The sequence below is a fragment of the Paraburkholderia aspalathi genome (assembly GCF_905220735.1).
GTDB lineage: Bacteria > Pseudomonadota > Gammaproteobacteria > Burkholderiales > Burkholderiaceae > Paraburkholderia > Paraburkholderia aspalathi.
This window is the reverse complement of the sequence record NZ_CAJNBA010000003.1, coordinates 401,190-418,341: the sequence shown is the minus strand read 5'-3', so window position 1 is coordinate 418,341 and position 17,152 is coordinate 401,190. Positions and strand designations below refer to the sequence as shown.

The 17,152-nt window shown below is 62.9% G+C and carries 15 protein-coding genes; 10 read left to right on the top strand and 5 right to left on the bottom strand.

What is annotated here, in order from left to right:
• Positions 1-81: 81 nt before the first annotated feature.
• A complete protein-coding gene (locus KHO30_RS20740; protein ID WP_054037418.1) occupies positions 82-1,302 on the bottom strand; it encodes a Bcr/CflA family multidrug efflux MFS transporter in 1,221 nt (406 codons plus the stop codon).
• Between the two features lie 249 nt (positions 1,303-1,551).
• Here KHO30_RS20740 and KHO30_RS20735 point away from each other — a divergent pair, with 249 nt between their 5' ends.
• The 4 genes from KHO30_RS20735 to KHO30_RS20720 all read left to right on the top strand — a co-directional run bounded on the left by KHO30_RS20735 (position 1,552) and on the right by KHO30_RS20720 (position 5,315).
• A complete protein-coding gene (locus tag KHO30_RS20735; RefSeq protein WP_211702090.1) occupies positions 1,552-2,049 on the top strand; it encodes a hypothetical protein in 498 nt (165 codons plus the stop codon).
• Between the two features lie 91 nt (positions 2,050-2,140).
• On the top strand, positions 2,141-3,424 hold the full coding sequence (gene hemL / locus KHO30_RS20730; RefSeq protein ID WP_211702087.1) for a glutamate-1-semialdehyde 2,1-aminomutase: 1,284 nt from the start codon (positions 2,141-2,143) through the stop codon (positions 3,422-3,424).
• Between the two features lie 70 nt (positions 3,425-3,494).
• Positions 3,495-4,664, top strand: a complete 1,170-nt coding sequence (gene ribD / locus KHO30_RS20725) for a bifunctional diaminohydroxyphosphoribosylaminopyrimidine deaminase/5-amino-6-(5-phosphoribosylamino)uracil reductase RibD (protein WP_093639020.1) — start codon at positions 3,495-3,497, stop codon at positions 4,662-4,664.
• Positions 4,665-4,679: 15 nt separating this feature from the next.
• The gene (locus KHO30_RS20720; protein WP_054037332.1) at positions 4,680-5,315 is read left to right on the top strand and encodes a riboflavin synthase; all 636 of its coding nucleotides are present in this window, start codon (positions 4,680-4,682) and stop codon (positions 5,313-5,315) included.
• A gap of 89 nt (positions 5,316-5,404) precedes the next feature.
• Here the strand turns inward: KHO30_RS20720 and ilvD are convergent, their stop codons facing one another.
• Positions 5,405-7,267 (bottom strand): dihydroxy-acid dehydratase, encoded by a 1,863-nt coding sequence (gene ilvD / locus KHO30_RS20715; RefSeq protein WP_093639014.1) that lies wholly within the window; start codon positions 7,265-7,267, stop codon positions 5,405-5,407.
• A gap of 203 nt (positions 7,268-7,470) precedes the next feature.
• On the opposite strand from ilvD, the gene ribBA reads away from it, so the two are divergent.
• The 4 genes from ribBA to KHO30_RS20695 all read left to right on the top strand — a co-directional run bounded on the left by ribBA (position 7,471) and on the right by KHO30_RS20695 (position 10,856).
• The gene (gene ribBA / locus KHO30_RS20710; protein WP_054037333.1) at positions 7,471-8,607 is read left to right on the top strand and encodes a bifunctional 3,4-dihydroxy-2-butanone-4-phosphate synthase/GTP cyclohydrolase II; all 1,137 of its coding nucleotides are present in this window, start codon (positions 7,471-7,473) and stop codon (positions 8,605-8,607) included.
• 50 nt (positions 8,608-8,657) lie between these two features.
• The gene (ribH, locus tag KHO30_RS20705; RefSeq protein ID WP_054037335.1) at positions 8,658-9,164 is read left to right on the top strand and encodes a 6,7-dimethyl-8-ribityllumazine synthase; all 507 of its coding nucleotides are present in this window, start codon (positions 8,658-8,660) and stop codon (positions 9,162-9,164) included.
• A complete protein-coding gene (gene nusB / locus KHO30_RS20700) occupies positions 9,161-9,595 on the top strand; it encodes a transcription antitermination factor NusB (protein ID WP_028197808.1) in 435 nt (144 codons plus the stop codon). Before ribH ends, nusB begins: the two co-directional genes overlap by 4 nt.
• A 64-nt stretch (positions 9,596-9,659) precedes the next feature.
• Positions 9,660-10,856, top strand: coding sequence for a pyridoxal phosphate-dependent aminotransferase (locus KHO30_RS20695; protein ID WP_211702084.1), 1,197 nt, complete (start codon positions 9,660-9,662; stop codon positions 10,854-10,856).
• A 114-nt stretch (positions 10,857-10,970) separates the two neighbouring features.
• Here KHO30_RS20695 and KHO30_RS20690 read toward each other — a convergent pair whose 3' ends face one another.
• Positions 10,971-12,164 (bottom strand): lytic transglycosylase domain-containing protein, encoded by a 1,194-nt coding sequence (locus tag KHO30_RS20690; RefSeq protein ID WP_211702083.1) that lies wholly within the window; start codon positions 12,162-12,164, stop codon positions 10,971-10,973.
• Positions 12,165-12,770: 606 nt separating this feature from the next.
• On the opposite strand from KHO30_RS20690, the gene KHO30_RS20685 reads away from it, so the two are divergent.
• Both KHO30_RS20685 and KHO30_RS20680 read left to right on the top strand, forming a co-directional pair.
• Complete coding sequence (locus KHO30_RS20685) at positions 12,771-14,339, top strand: UbiD family decarboxylase (protein ID WP_211702079.1); 1,569 nt, start codon at positions 12,771-12,773, stop codon at positions 14,337-14,339.
• 134 nt (positions 14,340-14,473) lie between these two features.
• Entirely contained in the window at positions 14,474-15,151 is a 678-nt protein-coding gene (locus tag KHO30_RS20680; RefSeq protein WP_093639002.1) for a LysE family translocator, read from the top strand.
• 80 nt (positions 15,152-15,231) lie between these two features.
• Here KHO30_RS20680 and KHO30_RS20675 read toward each other — a convergent pair whose 3' ends face one another.
• Together KHO30_RS20675 and KHO30_RS20670 are read right to left on the bottom strand one after the other, a co-directional pair.
• The gene (locus KHO30_RS20675; protein ID WP_211702077.1) at positions 15,232-16,197 is read right to left on the bottom strand and encodes a threo-3-hydroxy-L-aspartate ammonia-lyase; all 966 of its coding nucleotides are present in this window, start codon (positions 16,195-16,197) and stop codon (positions 15,232-15,234) included.
• Between the two features lie 157 nt (positions 16,198-16,354).
• Entirely contained in the window at positions 16,355-16,657 is a 303-nt protein-coding gene (locus tag KHO30_RS20670) for a hypothetical protein (RefSeq protein WP_093638996.1), read from the bottom strand.
• Positions 16,658-17,152 lie beyond the last annotated feature (495 nt).

Sequence of the window (17,152 nt, the reverse complement as noted above, 5' to 3'; positions counted from 1 at the left end):
GATGAAGAAGCAGGCATGCCGCGCGTTTCGGCAAAGGAACAATGATCCGCGTTCAGCGAAGAATGCCTGCTCGCGATGCCGTCAAACAGCAGCGACAGGTACCTTCATCCCGTGCCATTTGACTACCAGAATCCGCCCGACGTAACACAGCACGCCCGCGACGCCCACGACGATGCCCATACCCTTGGGCGAGCCATCCTGCCAGAGTCCAACGGCGAGGCTCGCCAACGCGCCGAGCGCCAACTGCACCGCGCCGAACACAGCGGCGGCGGCGCCGGCATTCAACGGATACCGATGCATAAGATCGGTCGTGCAGTTAGCGGACAACAAGCCCACCACGCCAACCACGAAGAACAATCCGAAAACGATCGACCACAAACCGCCCCACCCCGTCAGCGAGACGAGACAGACGAACAGCGACGCAATGCAACTCACGGTCGCGGCGAACGAAATGATCGGCAGCGAACCGAGCCTGCCGACGAGACGCGTATTCATCAAGTTGCCGAACATGATGCCGACGATATTCAACGCGAACAGAAAGCCATAGTGCTGCGCCGATACATGGAAATATTCGATGTACACGAACGGCGTCGCCGTGATGTACGCGAACATCGACGCGAACGCCATGCCCCCGCACAGCATGTGCCCCCACGCGACCGGATCGCGCAGCAATTTGCCATAGGCGCCGAACGATTTCAGCAGCGCTGAATGCGCACGCTTTTCGGGCGGCCACGTTTCCGGCACCTTGAGAAATGCAGTCACCGCGCACACCGTACCGAACAGCGTCAGCACGACAAAGACAACACGCCAGCCGCCGAGCAACAGCAACTGCCCGCCGATCAGCGGCGCGAGCAACGGCCCGATCGACGTGACGATGGCGAGCATCGACAGCACACGCGCGGCATCGGTCGGCCCGTGCGCGTCGCGGGCAATCGCGCGCGCCAGCACCGAGGCCGCGCCCGCGCCGAGCGCCTGCACGAAGCGGAATATCACCAGCGATCCGATCGAAAACGACAGCGCACAGGCCACGCTTGCCAGCGCATACATGATGATGCCGCCGAGCAGCACGGGCCGGCGGCCATAGGTATCCGACAACGGACCATAGAGCAGCATGCCGATCGAAAAGCCGAACATGAAGCTGGTAAGCGTGGTTTGCGCGGCGCCGTTGCTGATGGCGAATGCCTGCGAAATAGTCGGCAGGCTCGGCAAATACATATCGATCGAAATCGGCCCGCATGCGGCAAGCGCACCGAGCAACAGAATCAGCCGGCCATCGGGCCGGCTTCGGGTGACGTGAGACATGGGAATCCAGATGAAGCGCCGCGCCTTTATCGGCAGCGACACACGGTGAAACAGGGAAAGCAGCAGCTTGACGACCTCGATTGTACGCGACAGCTAAACCGTCCGAGGCGTCCAGGTTCGAATGATCACGGGCCGTTCATGCTCCGCGACAAGCGCGCCGTCGATCGGTTAAGCTGCCGCCAGAACGCTTCGGGGCGTGACACAAACCTGTCCGCTACGCCTTCCACACTGCCCTGTTCCGACCTTGTCATGACTGCCTTCCTGTTGATCTGGAGCCCCAAGAAATGGCCGTGGCCCGAGTTACCCGGCGTGGCGAAACGTGTCGCCGCAGGCGTAGCGGTGGCTGATGTGTGGGGTTGCGGATTTGCCCGCAGCATCCTGCCGGGCGACCGCGTGTTCCTGCACCGTGTCGCGCAGGAACCCAAGGGCATTTTCGGCTCGGGCTACGTAACGCGCGCGCCGTACGAGGTCCCCGACCCGGCGACGAAGCGCGGCTACCGGTTGTGCATCGACTTCGTCTACGACTGGGTGGTCGACGCACACGAGGGTGTCGTGATTCCACGCGAGATGTTGCGTACGCATCCGTTTTCGGTGCAGACATGGGACGCGCAGAGTTCAGGCACCGTGATCAAGCCAATGGCGGAAGGCGCGCTGGAGAAGCGCTGGGCCGAACTCACAGGCAAGCGCAAGCCGCCAAAGCTCGACACATCCGCCGGCATGGGCATACCCAAAACCTCTTCACGCTGACTCCGGTACAATTTCTGTACTCATCCCAGCGCTGCGCCAGCCGCTTCCGGGCTATCCGCGCCGCTGCGCAACCCAAATTCCAGCCATCGTCATGTCCAATAATCAGACCCTCTTCGAACGCGCGCAGCGCACCATCCCCGGCGGCGTGAACTCGCCGGTCCGCGCCTTCCGTTCGGTAGGCGGCACGCCACGCTTCATCGAACGCGCCGAAGGAGCGTACTTCTGGGACGCGGACGGCCAACGCTATATCGATTACATCGGCTCATGGGGCCCGATGATCCTCGGCCACGTCCATCCCGAAGTGCTGGAAGCCGTTCAGCGCGTGCTGGCTAACGGCTTCTCGTTCGGCGCGCCGACAGAATCCGAAATCGAAATCGCCGAAGAAATCTGCAAACTGGTCCCGTCGATCGAACAGGTTCGCATGGTCTCGAGCGGCACCGAAGCGACCATGAGCGCACTGCGTCTCGCGCGCGGCTTCACGAATCGCAGCCGCATCGTCAAGTTCGAAGGCTGCTATCACGGTCACGCGGATAGCCTGCTGGTCAAAGCCGGCTCGGGCCTGCTCACGTTCGGCAATCCGACTTCGGCGGGCGTACCAGCCGATATCGCCAAGCACACCACAGTGCTCGAGTACAACAACGTCGCGGAACTCGAAGAAGCGTTCAAGGCGTTCGGCAACGAGATCGCCTCTGTGATCGTCGAGCCGGTGGCGGGCAACATGAACCTCGTGCGCGCCACGCCTGAATTCCTGCAAGCCTTGCGGCGCCTGTGCACCGAGTACGGCTCGGTGCTGATTTTCGACGAAGTGATGTGCGGTTTCCGCGTCGCCCTGGGCGGCGCGCAAGAGGTCTACGGCATCACGCCGGACCTGACGTGTCTGGGCAAGGTGATCGGCGGCGGCATGCCGGCGGCGGCCTTCGGCGGCCGGCGCGACATCATGGCTCACCTCGCGCCGCTCGGCGGCGTCTACCAGGCGGGCACGTTGTCGGGCAATCCGATCGCGGTCGCCGCAGGTCTGAAGACGCTGCAACTGATCCAGGCGCCCGGCTTCTACGACACGCTCACCGCCCGCACCACGCGTCTTGCGCAAGGTCTCGCCAATGTCGCGCGTGAAGCGAAGGTGCCGTTCGCGGCCGATTCGCTCGGCGGCATGTTCGGCCTCTACTTCACCGAGTCGGTCCCGACCAGCTTTGCCGAAGTCACAAAGAGCGACGTGCCGCGCTTCAATGCGTTCTTCCACAAGATGCTCGACGCAGGCGTGTACTTCGCGCCGTCGGCCTATGAAGCGGGCTTCGTGTCGATCGTGCACGACGACGCGATTATCGACGCGACAATCGACGCGGCGCGCGGCGCGTTCGCCTCGCTCGCGGCCTGAAGCCGGTAAGACACGCAACCCCTGACCCCAGGTTCAATACTGCCTAGCCACCGTACCCGACCGGACACCGATGTTTTCGCAAACCGACTTCGTCCATATGGAACGCGCGCTCGCGCTAGCCAAGCGCGGCATGTACACGACCGACCCGAATCCGCGCGTCGGTTGCGTGCTCGTCAAGAACGGCGAGGTGATCGGCGAAGGCTTCACGCAACCGGCCGGTCAGGATCATGCCGAGGTTCGCGCGTTGAAGGACGCGCGCTCGCGCGGCCATGATCTGCGCGGCGCCACGGCCTACGTGACGCTCGAACCATGCAGCCATTTCGGCCGCACACCGCCGTGCGCCAACGCGCTGATCGAGGCGCAGGTCGAGCGCGTGGTCGCGGCGATGGAAGACCCGAATCCGCAAGTCTCCGGGCGTGGCCTCAAAATGCTGCGCGACGCCGGCATTGAAGTACGTTGCGGACTGCTCGCCAACGAAGCGCACGAACTGAACATCGGCTTCGTGTCGCGCATGACGCGCGGCCGCCCATGGGTGCGCATGAAAGTGGCCGCGTCGCTGGATGGCCGCACCGGCTTGCCGTCGGGCGTCAGTCAATGGATTACCGGCGAAGCGGCACGCGCCGACGGTCATGCGTGGCGCGCCCGTGCGTCGGCGATTCTGACGGGCATCGGCACCGTCAGGGAAGACGATCCGCGCATGACCGTGCGTGCCGTCGACACGCCGCGCCAGCCGCAACGCGTGCTGATCGACAGCCAGCTCGACGTGCCGCCTGACGCGCAGATTCTGGCCGGCGCACCCACGCTGATTTTCTGCGGCAATCTCGACGAGCGTCACACCGAGCGAGCCGCCGCACTGCGCGATCGCGGCGCGGAGATCGTGCAACTGGCGAACGCGTCCGGCAAGGTCGATTTGCCCGCCATGCTGAAAATACTCGGCGAGCGTAACGTCAACGAACTGCACGTCGAAGCGGGCTACAAGCTCAACGGTTCACTGCTGCGCGAAGGCTGCGTCGACGAACTGCTGGTCTATCTCGCGCCCAGCCTGCTTGGCGTAGACTCGATGAGCATGTTCAATCTGAACGCGCCCGAAACGCTCGACGGCCGCACGCAACTGAACTTCCACGCAGTCGACCGGATCGGCGACGATCTGCGGATTCTTGCTCGCTTCGTGCCCCGCGCCGTGCCGGATCCGGCACCCGAAACCGGCACCGAGCCCGCACCCCAACCAACTTCGAATTGATCAAGGATTAGCACGATGTTTACAGGAATCGTCGCGGCGGTGGGCCGCATCGAATCAGTCAAACCCCTCGGCACGGATGGCGACGCGGGTGTGCGCCTGAACGTCGAAGCCGGCGGCCTCGATCTCGAAGACGTGCAGCTCGGCGACAGCATCACGATCCAGGGCGCCTGCATGACGGTGGTGGAAAAAGCCGCGCATTCATTCGAAGTGGACGTGTCGCGCGAAAGCCTGAATTGCACCGTCGGTCTCGGCGAGCCGGGCGAAGTCAATCTCGAGAAGGCGCTCCGTGCACACGACCGGCTCGGCGGCCATATCGTCTCCGGCCATGTGGACGGTCTCGGCACGGTCACGCGTTTCGCGCCGGTCGGCGAATCGCATGAATTGCGCGTGCTCGCTCCGCGCGAGATCGGCCGCTATCTGGCTTACAAAGGCTCGATCACAGTCAACGGCGTGAGCCTGACGGTCAACTCGGTTCAGGACCGCGACGACGGCTGCGAATTCTCGATCAACCTGATTCCTCACACGGTGCAGGTGACGTCGCTGAAGAATCTGCGCGAGGGTTCGCAGGTGAATCTGGAGATCGATCTGATCGCGCGGTATGTGGAGCGGATGCTGTCGGCATCGCAGGACGGACAGCAGCCTTTGAAGTAATCGGATTGACGGGCGGCGTCCGTTGCGGACGCCGCCCAGCCTCACGGCTCCTATCTCAGCGAGCCGGTCAGCCAAGCGTCAACTACGCCTTACTTGCGCTTCAATTGCGAGAGATCCCGCACCGCGCCACGGTCCGCGGAAGTCGCCAGCGCCGCATAGGCCTGCAACGCCTGCGACACCACACGTTCACGATCCACCGGCATCCACGCCTTATCACCACGAGCCTCCATGGCCTCGCGACGGCGCGCCAATTCGTCGTCTGACACCACCAGATGCATCTTGCGCTTGGGAATGTCGATCTCGATCACATCGCCATCTTCCACCAGACCGATCGTGCCGCCTTCGGCTGCTTCCGGCGACGCGTGCCCGATCACGAGCCCTGACGAACCGCCGGAGAAACGGCCGTCGGTGAACAGCGCACAGGTCTTGCCCAGACCCTTGGACTTCAGATACGACGTGGGGTACAGCATTTCCTGCATGCCCGGACCGCCCTTGGGACCTTCGTAACGGATCACGACCACGTCACCCGCTACGACCTTGTCGCCCAGAATGGCGTCGACAGCGTCGTCCTGGCTCTCGAAGACGCGCGCGCGCCCGGAGAAGATCCATTGCGATTCGTCGACACCCGCGGTCTTGACGATGCAGCCCTTCTCCGCGAGGTTGCCGTAGAGCACGGCGAGGCCGCCGTCTTTCGAATACGCGTCCTGCTTGCTGCGGATACAGCCGGTCTTGCGGTCGGTATCCAGCGACGCGAACGTGGCTTCCTGGCTGAACGCGACGGTAGTCGGAATGCCGCCCGGAGCCGCACGGAAGAACTTCTGCGCTTCTTCACCCGCACCACCGGCGACGTCCCATTTGGCGATGGCATTGCCCAGCGTGCCGCTATGCACGTTGCCGCACGACAGGTCCAGCAGATCCGCGCGGGCCAGCTCGCCGAGAATGCCGAGGATGCCGCCGGCACGGTGCACGTCTTCGATATGGTATTTGTCGGTGGCGGGCGCCGCTTTGCACAGGCACGGCACTTTGCGCGAGATGCGGTCGATGTCGGACATCGTGAAATCGACGCCGGCTTCCTGCGCGGCAGCCAGCAGGTGCAGCACGGTATTGGTCGAACCGCCCATGGCCACGTCGAGCGCCATGGCGTTCTCGAATGCCTGCTTGGTGGCGATGCTGCGCGGCAGGACCGACGCGTCTTCTTCCTGATAGTAGCGGCGGCACAGGTCCACCACGAGGCGGCCGGCCTGTTCGAACAGGCCCTTACGCCATGCATGCGTGGCGACGATCGTGCCGTTGCCCGGCAACGCGAGACCAATCGCCTCGGTCAGGCAATTCATCGAGTTCGCGGTGAACATGCCCGAGCAGGAACCGCACGTCGGACAGGCGCTGCGCTCGACTTCGGCCACTTCAGCGTCGCTGATCTTGGGGTCCGCCGCCTTGATCATCGCGTCGATCAGGTCGATCTTGGCGATCACCTGGCCGTCCGTGGGCGATTTGACCTTGCCCGCTTCCATCGGACCGCCGGACACGAACACAACCGGAATGTTCAGGCGCATGGCGGCCATCAGCATGCCCGGGGTGATCTTGTCGCAATTGGAGATGCAGACCATGGCGTCGGCGCAGTGCGCATTGACCATGTATTCCACCGAGTCGGCGATCAGCTCGCGCGAAGGCAGCGAATACAGCATGCCGCCGTGGCCCATGGCAATGCCGTCGTCCACCGCGATGGTGTTGAACTCCTTGGCCACACCACCGGCCGCTTCGATTTCCTTCGCGACCAGCGCGCCCAGGTCGCGCAGATGCACATGGCCCGGCACGAACTGGGTGAACGAGTTCACCACCGCGATGATCGGCTTGCCGAAATCGTCGTCTTTCATTCCGGTAGCGCGCCACAGGGCGCGGGCGCCGGCCATGTTGCGGCCATGAGTCGATGTGCGTGAGCGATAGTGCGGCATGATCTTTCTCGAACGGGTTTAGCGGGGAAGTTGTTTTCTGGAGGCGGCCTTCGCGGGCGCGGCGAATTATAGCAACGCCGCCCTGTCAAACCGCCGCCAGACAGCCGTAAGTGCCTCGCCAAACGGCCTATGCCATCCGGCCCAGGCGACGTGGGGGCGCGCGTGGCGTAAAATACGCGCTTTCTTCGAAAAACTCCGCCAACATGACGCTCGCCTCCACTCAAGAGATCATTGCCGAACTGAAAGCAGGCCGGATGGTGATCCTCGTCGACGAAGAAGACCGCGAAAACGAGGGCGACCTCGTGATCGCCGCCGAATTCGTCACGCCGGAAGCGATCAACTTCATGGCCCGCTACGGCCGCGGCCTGATTTGTCTGACGCTCACGCAGGAACGCTGCAAGCTGCTGAACCTGCCGCTCATGACCTATCGCAACGGCACGCAGTACGGCACGGCGTTCACCGTCAGTATCGAAGCAGCCGAAGGCGTGACCACGGGCATCTCGGCGGCCGACCGTGCCCGCACGATCGCCGTGGCGGTCGCACCGGACACCAAGGCCGAGCACATCGTGCAGCCGGGACACGTGTTCCCGATCATGGCGCAGCCCGGCGGCGTGCTGGTGCGCGCCGGCCATACCGAGGCCGGCTGCGACTTCACCGCGCTGGCAGGCCTCACGCCGGCCGCGGTGATCTGCGAAGTCATTAAAGACGACGGCACGATGGCGCGCCTGCCGGACCTGATGGAATTCGCCAAAGAGCACGATCTGAAGATCGGCACGATCGCGGATCTGATTCACTACCGCAGCCGCACGGAATCGATCGTCGAGCGCATTTGCGAACGCACCATGCAAACCGCGCACGGCGCGTTTCGCGCGGTGATGTATCTCGACCAGCCGAGTGGCCAGCCGCATATCGCGCTGGTGCGCGGCACGCCGAACCCGGAGCAGGAAACGCTGGTGCGCGTGCACGAGCCGCTGTCCATGCTGGATCTGCTCGAAGTCGGCAAATCAACGCACTCATGGACGCTGGATGCGGCGATGAAAGAGATCGCCGAGCGCGACCTCGGTGTGATCGTGCTCCTGAACTGCGGCGATTCGAAGGAGCATCTGGTCGACGTGTTCAAGGCGTTCGATTCGAAGGAAAAAGCCGAGGCGCTCAAACGCCGGCCGGTCGACTTCAAGACGTACGGCATCGGCGCGCAGATCCTGCGTGAGCTGGGTGTCGGCAAGATGCAGGTGCTGTCGAACCCGCGCAAGCTGGGCAGCATGTCGGGGTACGGCCTGGAAGTCACCGGCTTCGTGCCGATGCCGGGCAGCACCGCACAGGCTCCGCAACAAGGCTGATCCGACCATTCACGCGCTTAAGCGCCAACTCAAAACACTACGGAATTCACATGGAAATCGGACAATACCAACCGAATCTCGACGGCGACGGACTGCGTATCGGCATCGTCCAGGCGCGTTTTAACGAACCCGTCTGCAACGGTCTCGCGGATTCGTGCATCGAAGAACTCGAACGCCTCGGCGTGACCGGCGAAGACGTGCTGCTGGTCACCGTGCCGGGCGCACTGGAAATCCCGCTGGCGCTGCAAAAGCTCGCCGAAAGCGCGCAATTCGACGCACTGATCGCGCTGGGCGCGGTGATTCGCGGCGAGACGTACCACTTCGAACTGGTGTCGAACGAAAGCGGCGCGGGCATCACCCGCATCGGCCTCGACTTCGGCATTCCGGTTGCGAACGCCGTGCTGACCACCGAAAACGACGAACAAGCCGTCGCGCGCATGACCGAGAAGGGTCGTGACGCAGCGCGCGTGGCCGTCGAAATGGCGAACCTTTCGGTCGCGCTCGAACAGCTCGGCGGTGACGACGAGGAAGAAGACGAAGAAGAGGAAGAGGCATGAAGAGCGCACGCCGACGCTCCCGCGAACTGGCCACGCAGGGGCTTTACCAGTGGCTGCTGTCGGGTTCGCCCGGCGGCGAAATCGACGCGCAACTGCGCGGCGCGCAGGGCTTCGACAAGGCCGACCACGAACATCTGGACGCCATCCTGCACGGCGTGATCCGCGATTCGGAAGCGCTCTCCGCCGATATCGCACCGTGCCTCGACCGCCCGATCGATCAGCTTTCGCCGGTCGAACGCGCCGTGCTGCTGGTCGCCGCTTTCGAGTTGAAGAATCACCTCGATATCCCCTATCGCGTGGTCATCAATGAAGCCGTCGAACTCGCCAAGACGTTTGGCGGCGCGGACGGCTATAAGTACGTGAACGGCGTGCTGGACAAGCTGTCAGCGCAATTGCGCGCTGCCGAAACGCAGGCAGCCCGCAAGCATTGAGCTTGAGGCGGGGCGAGCGCGCCATGCGCCGTCCCGCTGTTGCTTCTGAACTGGATTTGATCGTATGAACTCCGTGACCGAACCCTTGGTGCGGCTTGCTGCCCGCGTTGACGCCATCCAGCCTTTCTATGTGATGGAACTGGCCAAGGAAGCTGCGCTACTCGAGCGCGAAGGGCGCGACATCATCCACATGGGAATCGGCGAACCCGATTTCACCGCACCCGAGCCGGTCATCGAAGCGGCCGCGAGCGCCCTGCGCCGCGGCGTTACGCAATACACGAACGCACTTGGCCTGCACGCGCTGCGCGAGGCGATCTCGGCGCATTATGCCGAGTTCTACGGCGTGAGCGTCGATCCTTCGCGGATCGTTGTCACCGCCGGCGCGTCTGCCGCGCTGCTGCTGGCTTGCGCGGCGCTGGTCGATCGCGACGATGAAGTGCTGATGCCCGACCCATGCTACCCGTGCAACCGCCACTTCGTGATAGCTGCGGAAGGCAAGCCGGTGATGGTGCCGAGCGGGCCGGCCGAACGCTTCCAGCTGACCGCTGCCGACGTCGAACGCCTGTGGAACGAACACACCCGCGGCGTGCTGCTGGCGTCGCCGTCTAACCCGACGGGCACGTCGATCGAACCGGCTGAACTCGAACGCATCGTTAAGGCCGTGCGGGTGCGTGGCGGCTTTACGATCGTCGACGAGATCTACCAGGGCCTGAGCTACGACGCGAAGCCCGTCTCGGCGCTCTCGTTCGGTGAAGACGTCATCACCGTCAACAGCTTTTCGAAGTACTTCAACATGACCGGCTGGCGTTTGGGCTGGCTGGTGGTGCCGCCCGGCATGGTCGGCGCGTTCGAAAAGCTCGCGCAGAACCTGTTCATCTGCGCGTCGGCGCTCGCGCAGCATGCGGCGCTGGCCTGCTTCGAACCAGACACGATCGCCATCTACGAAGCGCGCCGCCTCGAATTCAAGCGCCGCCGCGACTTCATTGCGCCGGCGCTCGAATCGCTGGGCTTCTCTGTGCCGGTGATGCCGGACGGCGCGTTCTATGTATACGCCGATTGCCGCACGGTCGCGCATCCGGCGGCCGGAGATAGCGCGGCGCTCACGAAGGCGATGCTGCACGACGCTGGAGTGGTGCTGGTGCCCGGCATGGACTTCGGTACGTACGCGCCGAAGGACTACATCCGGCTCTCGTATGCCACTGCCCTGCCGAAGCTGGAAGAAGCGGTCGAGCGGCTGGCGAAGCTCTTCGGACGGCACTGACTGGATAGAGGCATCAGAGTACAAACGCAAGCCACAAAAGAAAAAGGACACCTTCGGGTGTCCTTTTTTGTATCGGCCGCTCTCGCGTGCCGGGCGAACCGGATTACATCAACCTCAAGCGCCCAACTCCGAAGCCGATGCCACATGCTTGGTCGCATTGGAACTGGCATCGTCCTGCTCGGACACCGGCGTCTTCACCGGCGCTGCCGCGGCGCTCAGCGGATGACCGGCATCGAGCGTCATCTGTACGCGCTTGCCGTTGGTCGGTGCCGCTACAGCCGTCGTCGTATTCGACGCCGTCAGAACCGGAGCCTGCGGTGCGTTGATCGGCACCTTACGGCCACGCGCCACATCACGCAGACGGCCACGCTCGGCCATTACCTTGGCACCGTAGCCGCCGTCGTCCTGCGAGGTCGAGCCGACGTAGAGACGCAGACCGCCCGGCAGGGAACCGCCGCGTGCGATGCAATCCTTCAGCACCAGCGCGCCCACCTTGATGTTCGCGACCGGTTCAAGCGCCGCGCTCTGGCCGCCGAAATACTGGAACTTGTCCGAGTGAACCTTGGACATCACCTGCATCAGGCCCTGCGCGCCCACGCCGCTCTCGGCGTACGGGTTGAAGCCCGATTCGATTGCCATCACGGACAGCAGGAGAAGCGGGTCGAGACCGACTTCGCGGCCGGTGTCGAACGCTGCCTTCACGAGCTCGCTAACGGGCTCCTGAGCAACGCGATAGCGCCGCGCCAGGTAAGACGAAACCAGATCCTGCTCGCGGGTCGAAACCAGCACGCGATCGTCGCGTGCATCGGCCGAGACGCGCTGCGCCGGGATCAGCCGTGCCAGCGCGGAGACGCTCTGCATGGTGCGCGGGTCGAGGCCGTTCAGTGCGGCCACGCCCATACCGGACGTGCCGGTGCCGTCGAAGGCGCCGTCATAGCTGGTATTGCTGGCGGTGACGCCGTTGTTGCCATTGTTGCCGTTGTTCGCACCGCTCGCGGTGTCGCTACTTGTCGAATTCGCGGCCAGCGAGTCGTCAGAGGACGCACCAGGGGGCCCGAAAGCCGGCAGCGGGTGGCCCTGCAGCAGACGGGCGGGACCGGCTTGCACAGCGGCGGAAATGACCGGCATCAGCTTGGCGGCAAGGGTGCCGCGCAAAGCTGGCATCAGCCACAGCGTAACGGCCAGCACGACGGCGATTCCGCCGACAATGCTGAACAGGTGATGACTCATTCGCGTGCCGCGACGCAACGCACCACGCACAACTTGCGCAATACGTTCATCGGGACGCCACGATAACCAGGCGTTCATTCAGATCTCCCATGTTGCATGATCCGCGAACTCCGCCAGTCGAACAGGCGGTAACACACATTCGCAGAGTCAAGACATCGCGCGCTCTGTCTGGTTAGGGCAGCAGCGACGTCGGGAAAACGGCAAATACCGTTTGTGGGGAGCCATCTTGAAAAGAGGCCCGCGGCATGCCAAAAAACATGCGGGCGGAGGCTCCCACGCGAAAAACCAGCGTCAACAGGCGCTGGCGAGGACTTCAGTAAGACCGTCAAATACCGTGCAGGGGGTCGGTAAGCGGTGACGCGTTGCGTCTGAAGGGACCGGGGCGGCGGTAAAAACGTTCACGCCCTGCAACCAATGTGGACGGATTTTATGCAGGGTTTTATAGATCGTCAACACTATAGATAGGCAAATGTATAACTAATTGTAATAATGAACAGTGTTCAGTCCGTTAAGAACCGCGCGGTGCGCGCTTCTTGAGCTATCTCAATTAGTCCTCCCGAAGCAGGCCGTTTGGCCAATCTACGTGCGACTGCCAACACAGGTAAAATCGACAATCGTTCTGGCACCGCGAAGCCCTGCCGTGCCCTACCTTTTTGCCGCTTGCGCGGCTCTCTACCGCACCAGATGAAATACAAAGACCTGCGCGATTTCGTCGGCCGTCTCGAAACGATCGGTGAACTGCGCCGCATCTCGCAAAACGTCTCGCCCGTCCTGGAAATGACCGAACTGTGCGACCGCGTCCTCCGCGCCGGCGGTCCCGCGATATTGTTTGAGAGCCAGCAGCAGCATGCGTTTCCGGTGCTCGGCAACCTGTTCGGCACGCCGCGCCGCGTCGCGCTCGGCATGGGTATCGACGCGCAAGCAGGTGAAGGCGATGGCGCCGCGCTGGAGTCGCTGCGCGACGTCGGCCGTCTGCTCTCCGCATTGAAGGAACCGGAGCCACCGAAGGGCCTCAAGGACGCTGGCAAACTGTTCTCGCTCGCGAAGGCGGTGTGGGACATGGCGCCCAAAACAGTGAGCGCGCCGCCCTGCCAGGAAATCGTCTGGGAAGGCAACGACGTCGACCTCGGAAAGCTGCCAATTCAAACCTGCTGGCCGGGCGATGCAGGGCCGCTGATCACATGGGGCCTGACCGTCACAAAAGGCCCGAATAAGAGCCGACAAAATCTAGGCATATATCGCCAGCAACTGATCGGGCGTAACAAACTCATCATGCGCTGGCTCGCGCATCGCGGCGGCGCACTCGATTTCCGCGAGTTCGCGCTGCAGAATCCGGGCAAGCCGTATCCCGTAGCCGTGGTGCTGGGCGCCGACCCGGCGACCATCCTCGGTGCGGTGACGCCGGTGCCCGACACGCTCTCCGAATACCAGTTCGCCGGGCTGCTGCGCGGCGGCCGCACCGAACTCGCGAAGTGCATCACGCCGGGCGTCGACGGTTTGCAGGTGCCCGCGCGCGCGGAAATCGTCCTGGAAGGCTTCATCTATCCGCAGGAAGGCACGCCCTCACCTGCTCCCGCAGGCGCGCCGCCGCGTCCGGCCAAGGGCGCGTCCGCCGCTTACGAACATGCGCTGGAAGGACCCTACGGCGACCACACCGGCTACTACAACGAGCAGGAGTGGTTTCCCGTCTTCACGGTCGAGCGCATCACCATGCGGCGCGACGCGATCTATCACTCCACCTACACCGGCAAACCGCCCGATGAGCCCGCCGTGCTCGGCGTCGCGCTCAACGAAGTGTTCGTGCCGCTGTTGCAGAAGCAGTTCACCGAGATCACCGATTTCTATCTGCCGCCCGAAGGATGCAGCTACCGGATGGCGATCGTGCAGATGAAGAAGAGCTATCCGGGTCACGCCAAGCGCGTGATGTTCGGCGTGTGGAGTTTCCTGCGGCAATTCATGTATACGAAATTCATCGTCGTGGTCGACGAAGACGTGAATATCCGCGACTGGAAGGAAGTGATCTGGGCGATCACCACGCGTATCGATCCCGCCCGAGACACCGTACTGGTCGATCGCACGCCGATCGACTACCTGGATTTTGCCTCGCCGGTGGCGGGTCTGGGATCGAAGATGGGACTCGACGCGACCAACAAATGGCCCGGCGAAACCGATCGCGAATGGGGCCGTCCGATCGAGATGGACGGCGCGGTCAAAAAACGCATCGACACCTTGTGGGATGAGTTGGGACTGTAAAAACAGGCCCTGAGTCTCACCGGTCACATCGCTGAATGTCGGGATTCTGTCGGCATCGAAGCGATCCGTTCACCAGCCGGATCGCTCCCGCTTGAACAAGTCTGAATAACAAAACTGATGGAGCAGTTGCGCGGATGCATGCCTTTTCAATGATGTCGGATGGTTTCTTTCTGTCGTTGTCGTTATGTCTGGATATCGGTCTCGTCAACGTCGCGATGATTTCGCTGACGCTGTCGCACGGCTTCAAACCGGGCTTCTGGCTGGGCTTGGGTTCCTGTTTCGGCGATCTCGTTTACGCGGCGCTCGCGCTCGCGGGAATGGCTGCGCTGCTGCAGTTCGAATCGGTACGCTGGGTGGTGTGGATCGGCGGCGCGGCGGTCCTGCTGTTTCTCACATGGAAGATGGCGCGTGAAGCGCTGTTCCCGGCGACGGCGCCTGCAGTTGCCGGCGAAGCGGATGCCAACGCATCGCATCTTTCCCCGTGGCGCGGTTTCTTGCGCGGCGCGTTGCTGGCAATGTCATCGCCGTCAGCGATTCTATGGTTCGCCGCAGTCGGCGGTGCGTTGATTGCGAAAGCCGGCGCCACCAGCGCGACCACTGCACCGGTATTTCTCGGCGGCTTCTTCCTGGGTGGCTTGTGCTGGACGATCTTTATCTGCGGACTCGGTAGCCATGGACGCAAACGCGCCGGCACCGGTTTGCTGCGTGCGTGCCATGTGTTGTCGGCGCTGCTGTTCGCCTACTTCTCATATAGCGTGATCGTGAACGGATATCGCGATCTGATCGTGCAGACCGCACAGGTGGCAAGCTAGAAAAAACGGCTCGCCTTGGCGAGCCGTCTTCCCTCAATTTCAACGTGCGCAGCTCGGCGCAATAACGATCAAGCAGCGTATCAGGCGAGATACTGCGCCAGCTTCGCCAGATCGACGTTGCCGCCGCTCACCACCACACCCACGCGCTTGCCCTTCACCGGCACGATGCCATTGAGCACGGCAGCCGCGGCGAGACAACCCGTCGGCTCGACCACGATCTTCATGCGCTGCGCGAAGAAACGCATGGTCTCGATCAACTGCTCGTCGCTGACCGTTTCAATCTGCGCGACCAGCTTCCGGATGATGGCAAACGTGTAGTCGCCGAGATGCGTGGAAGCAGCGCCGTCGGCAATCGTGCGCGGCGTGTCGATATGCACGATCTCGCCGCGTGCGAGCGATTGCTGGCCGTCGTTGCCCGCTTCGGGTTCAATACCGATGACGGTGCACGCCGGGCTCAACGCCGCCGCCGCCAGTGCGCTGCCGCCGATCAATCCACCGCCGCCGAGACAAACGAAGAGCATGTCGAGCGGGCCGGTTTCGTCGATCAACTCCTTCACCGCCGTGCCCTGCCCCGCGATCACATGCGGATGGTCGTACGGCGGAATCAGCGTCATGCCACGCTCTTCGGCGAGCCGCCGGCCGATCTCTTCGCGATTCTCGGTGTAGCGGTCGTAGCTGATCACTTCGCCGCCATAGCCCTTGGTCGCCGCGACTTTGGCGGCGGGCGCGTCGTGCGGCATGATGATCGTGGCGTGAATCCCGGCAAGACGCGCCGATAGCGCGATTGCTTGCGCGTGATTGCCCGACGAGTACGTCAACACACCCGCTTTACGTTGCTCCGCGTCGAAATGCGAAATCGCGTTGTAGGCGCCGCGAAACTTGAAAGCTCCCATGCGCTGAAAATTTTCGCACTTGAAGAACACCGACGCGCCCGTGCGCTCGTTGAACGTGCTCGAGGTTAGAACGGGGGTGCGATGAGCGACGCCTTCGAGACGCGCAGCGGCGTCGAGTACGTCGTCGAAAGTGGGAGCGGGAAGCGCTTGCATTGACGAAACTCTCCAGAGCGGTGGCGAAACAGCCATTCTCCCAGCTTCGACGATGCTTTGGTATGTCGCGCGGTATGCCGCAGTAGAAACACAAACGGCGTAACCCGGCGATCAAGCCGGCGTTACGCCGTCAACCCATGCTGTGCTCTGCCCGCGATTAGCGGCGATAGTAGCCGTGGCCGTAATAACCGCGACCGTAGTAACCGTGATGATAATAAGGACGGCCGTAGCCACCGTAATACCCACCCACCACGACTGCCGGCGGCGCGTAGTAGCCCGGCGCATAGACCACAGGCGGAGGCGGCGGCGCGTAATAGACCGGCGGCGGCGCGGCATAAACCGGATACGCGGGCGCAACCGGAATGCCAATACCGATACCGACAGAAACGTGCGCCTCAGCAGCAGTAGCGAACCCCACGCCGAGTGCGGCGGCAACGACAAACGGAACGATCTTTTTCACTTTTATTCTCCTGGCGCGGCCCACTAAGGTCGCCGACTTCGCATGCCTTGCATGCTATGAATTCAATGTATCGAAAAAGACCATGCATAGATGTTCGCATTTGTTGCAAATTGCAATTGGCGGCAATAGGTCGGAAAGTGCGTCGGCGCGAGGTCGCCAGGACATGCCGCGCAACAGACTGAGAACTAAGGGTTTGCCAGCGGTGAAATGCGCGTGAACCCACTGCCCTGAGGGTCTTGCGGCTCCCGGTTCTCACTTGTCAGTAATCTTTGATTACAAATTAGCTTCAATCCTGACGGCCCAAATGAAAAATGCCCGGTGCAATCGCACCGGGCATTTCTTACCCATCAGCAGACGGTATTGTCAGCCTACCTTCACATAGGCGAATTCTCGGGAGACGCTGGGCGGAACATACGCGCCACTGATGCGCACGCGTGGCGTCAGGCGCTTTTTCTGATCCCACCAGCGACGGCGCTGTGAGTGCGTCAGGAACCG

Bases quoted from the DNA above. Each gene is read 5' to 3' on its own strand.
- ribBA (WP_054037333.1), top strand. From the start codon at position 7,471: ATGACGCTCGCCTCCACTCAAGAGATCATTGCCGAACTGAAAGCAGGC.
- ribH (WP_054037335.1), top strand. From the start codon at position 8,658: ATGGAAATCGGACAATACCAACCGAATCTCGACGGCGACGGACTGCGT.
- KHO30_RS20720 (WP_054037332.1), top strand. From the start codon at position 4,680: ATGTTTACAGGAATCGTCGCGGCGGTGGGCCGCATCGAATCAGTCAAA.
- KHO30_RS20675 (WP_211702077.1), bottom strand. From the start codon at position 16,197: ATGCAAGCGCTTCCCGCTCCCACTTTCGACGACGTACTCGACGCCGCT.
- KHO30_RS20735 (WP_211702090.1), top strand. From the start codon at position 1,552: ATGACTGCCTTCCTGTTGATCTGGAGCCCCAAGAAATGGCCGTGGCCC.
- nusB (WP_028197808.1), top strand. From the start codon at position 9,161: ATGAAGAGCGCACGCCGACGCTCCCGCGAACTGGCCACGCAGGGGCTT.
- hemL (WP_211702087.1), top strand. From the start codon at position 2,141: ATGTCCAATAATCAGACCCTCTTCGAACGCGCGCAGCGCACCATCCCC.
- ribD (WP_093639020.1), top strand. From the start codon at position 3,495: ATGTTTTCGCAAACCGACTTCGTCCATATGGAACGCGCGCTCGCGCTA.
- KHO30_RS20680 (WP_093639002.1), top strand. From the start codon at position 14,474: ATGCATGCCTTTTCAATGATGTCGGATGGTTTCTTTCTGTCGTTGTCG.
- KHO30_RS20690 (WP_211702083.1), bottom strand. From the start codon at position 12,164: ATGAACGCCTGGTTATCGTGGCGTCCCGATGAACGTATTGCGCAAGTT.
- KHO30_RS20685 (WP_211702079.1), top strand. From the start codon at position 12,771: ATGAAATACAAAGACCTGCGCGATTTCGTCGGCCGTCTCGAAACGATC.
- ilvD (WP_093639014.1), bottom strand. From the start codon at position 7,267: ATGCCGCACTATCGCTCACGCACATCGACTCATGGCCGCAACATGGCC.
- KHO30_RS20695 (WP_211702084.1), top strand. From the start codon at position 9,660: ATGAACTCCGTGACCGAACCCTTGGTGCGGCTTGCTGCCCGCGTTGAC.
- KHO30_RS20740 (WP_054037418.1), bottom strand. From the start codon at position 1,302: ATGTCTCACGTCACCCGAAGCCGGCCCGATGGCCGGCTGATTCTGTTG.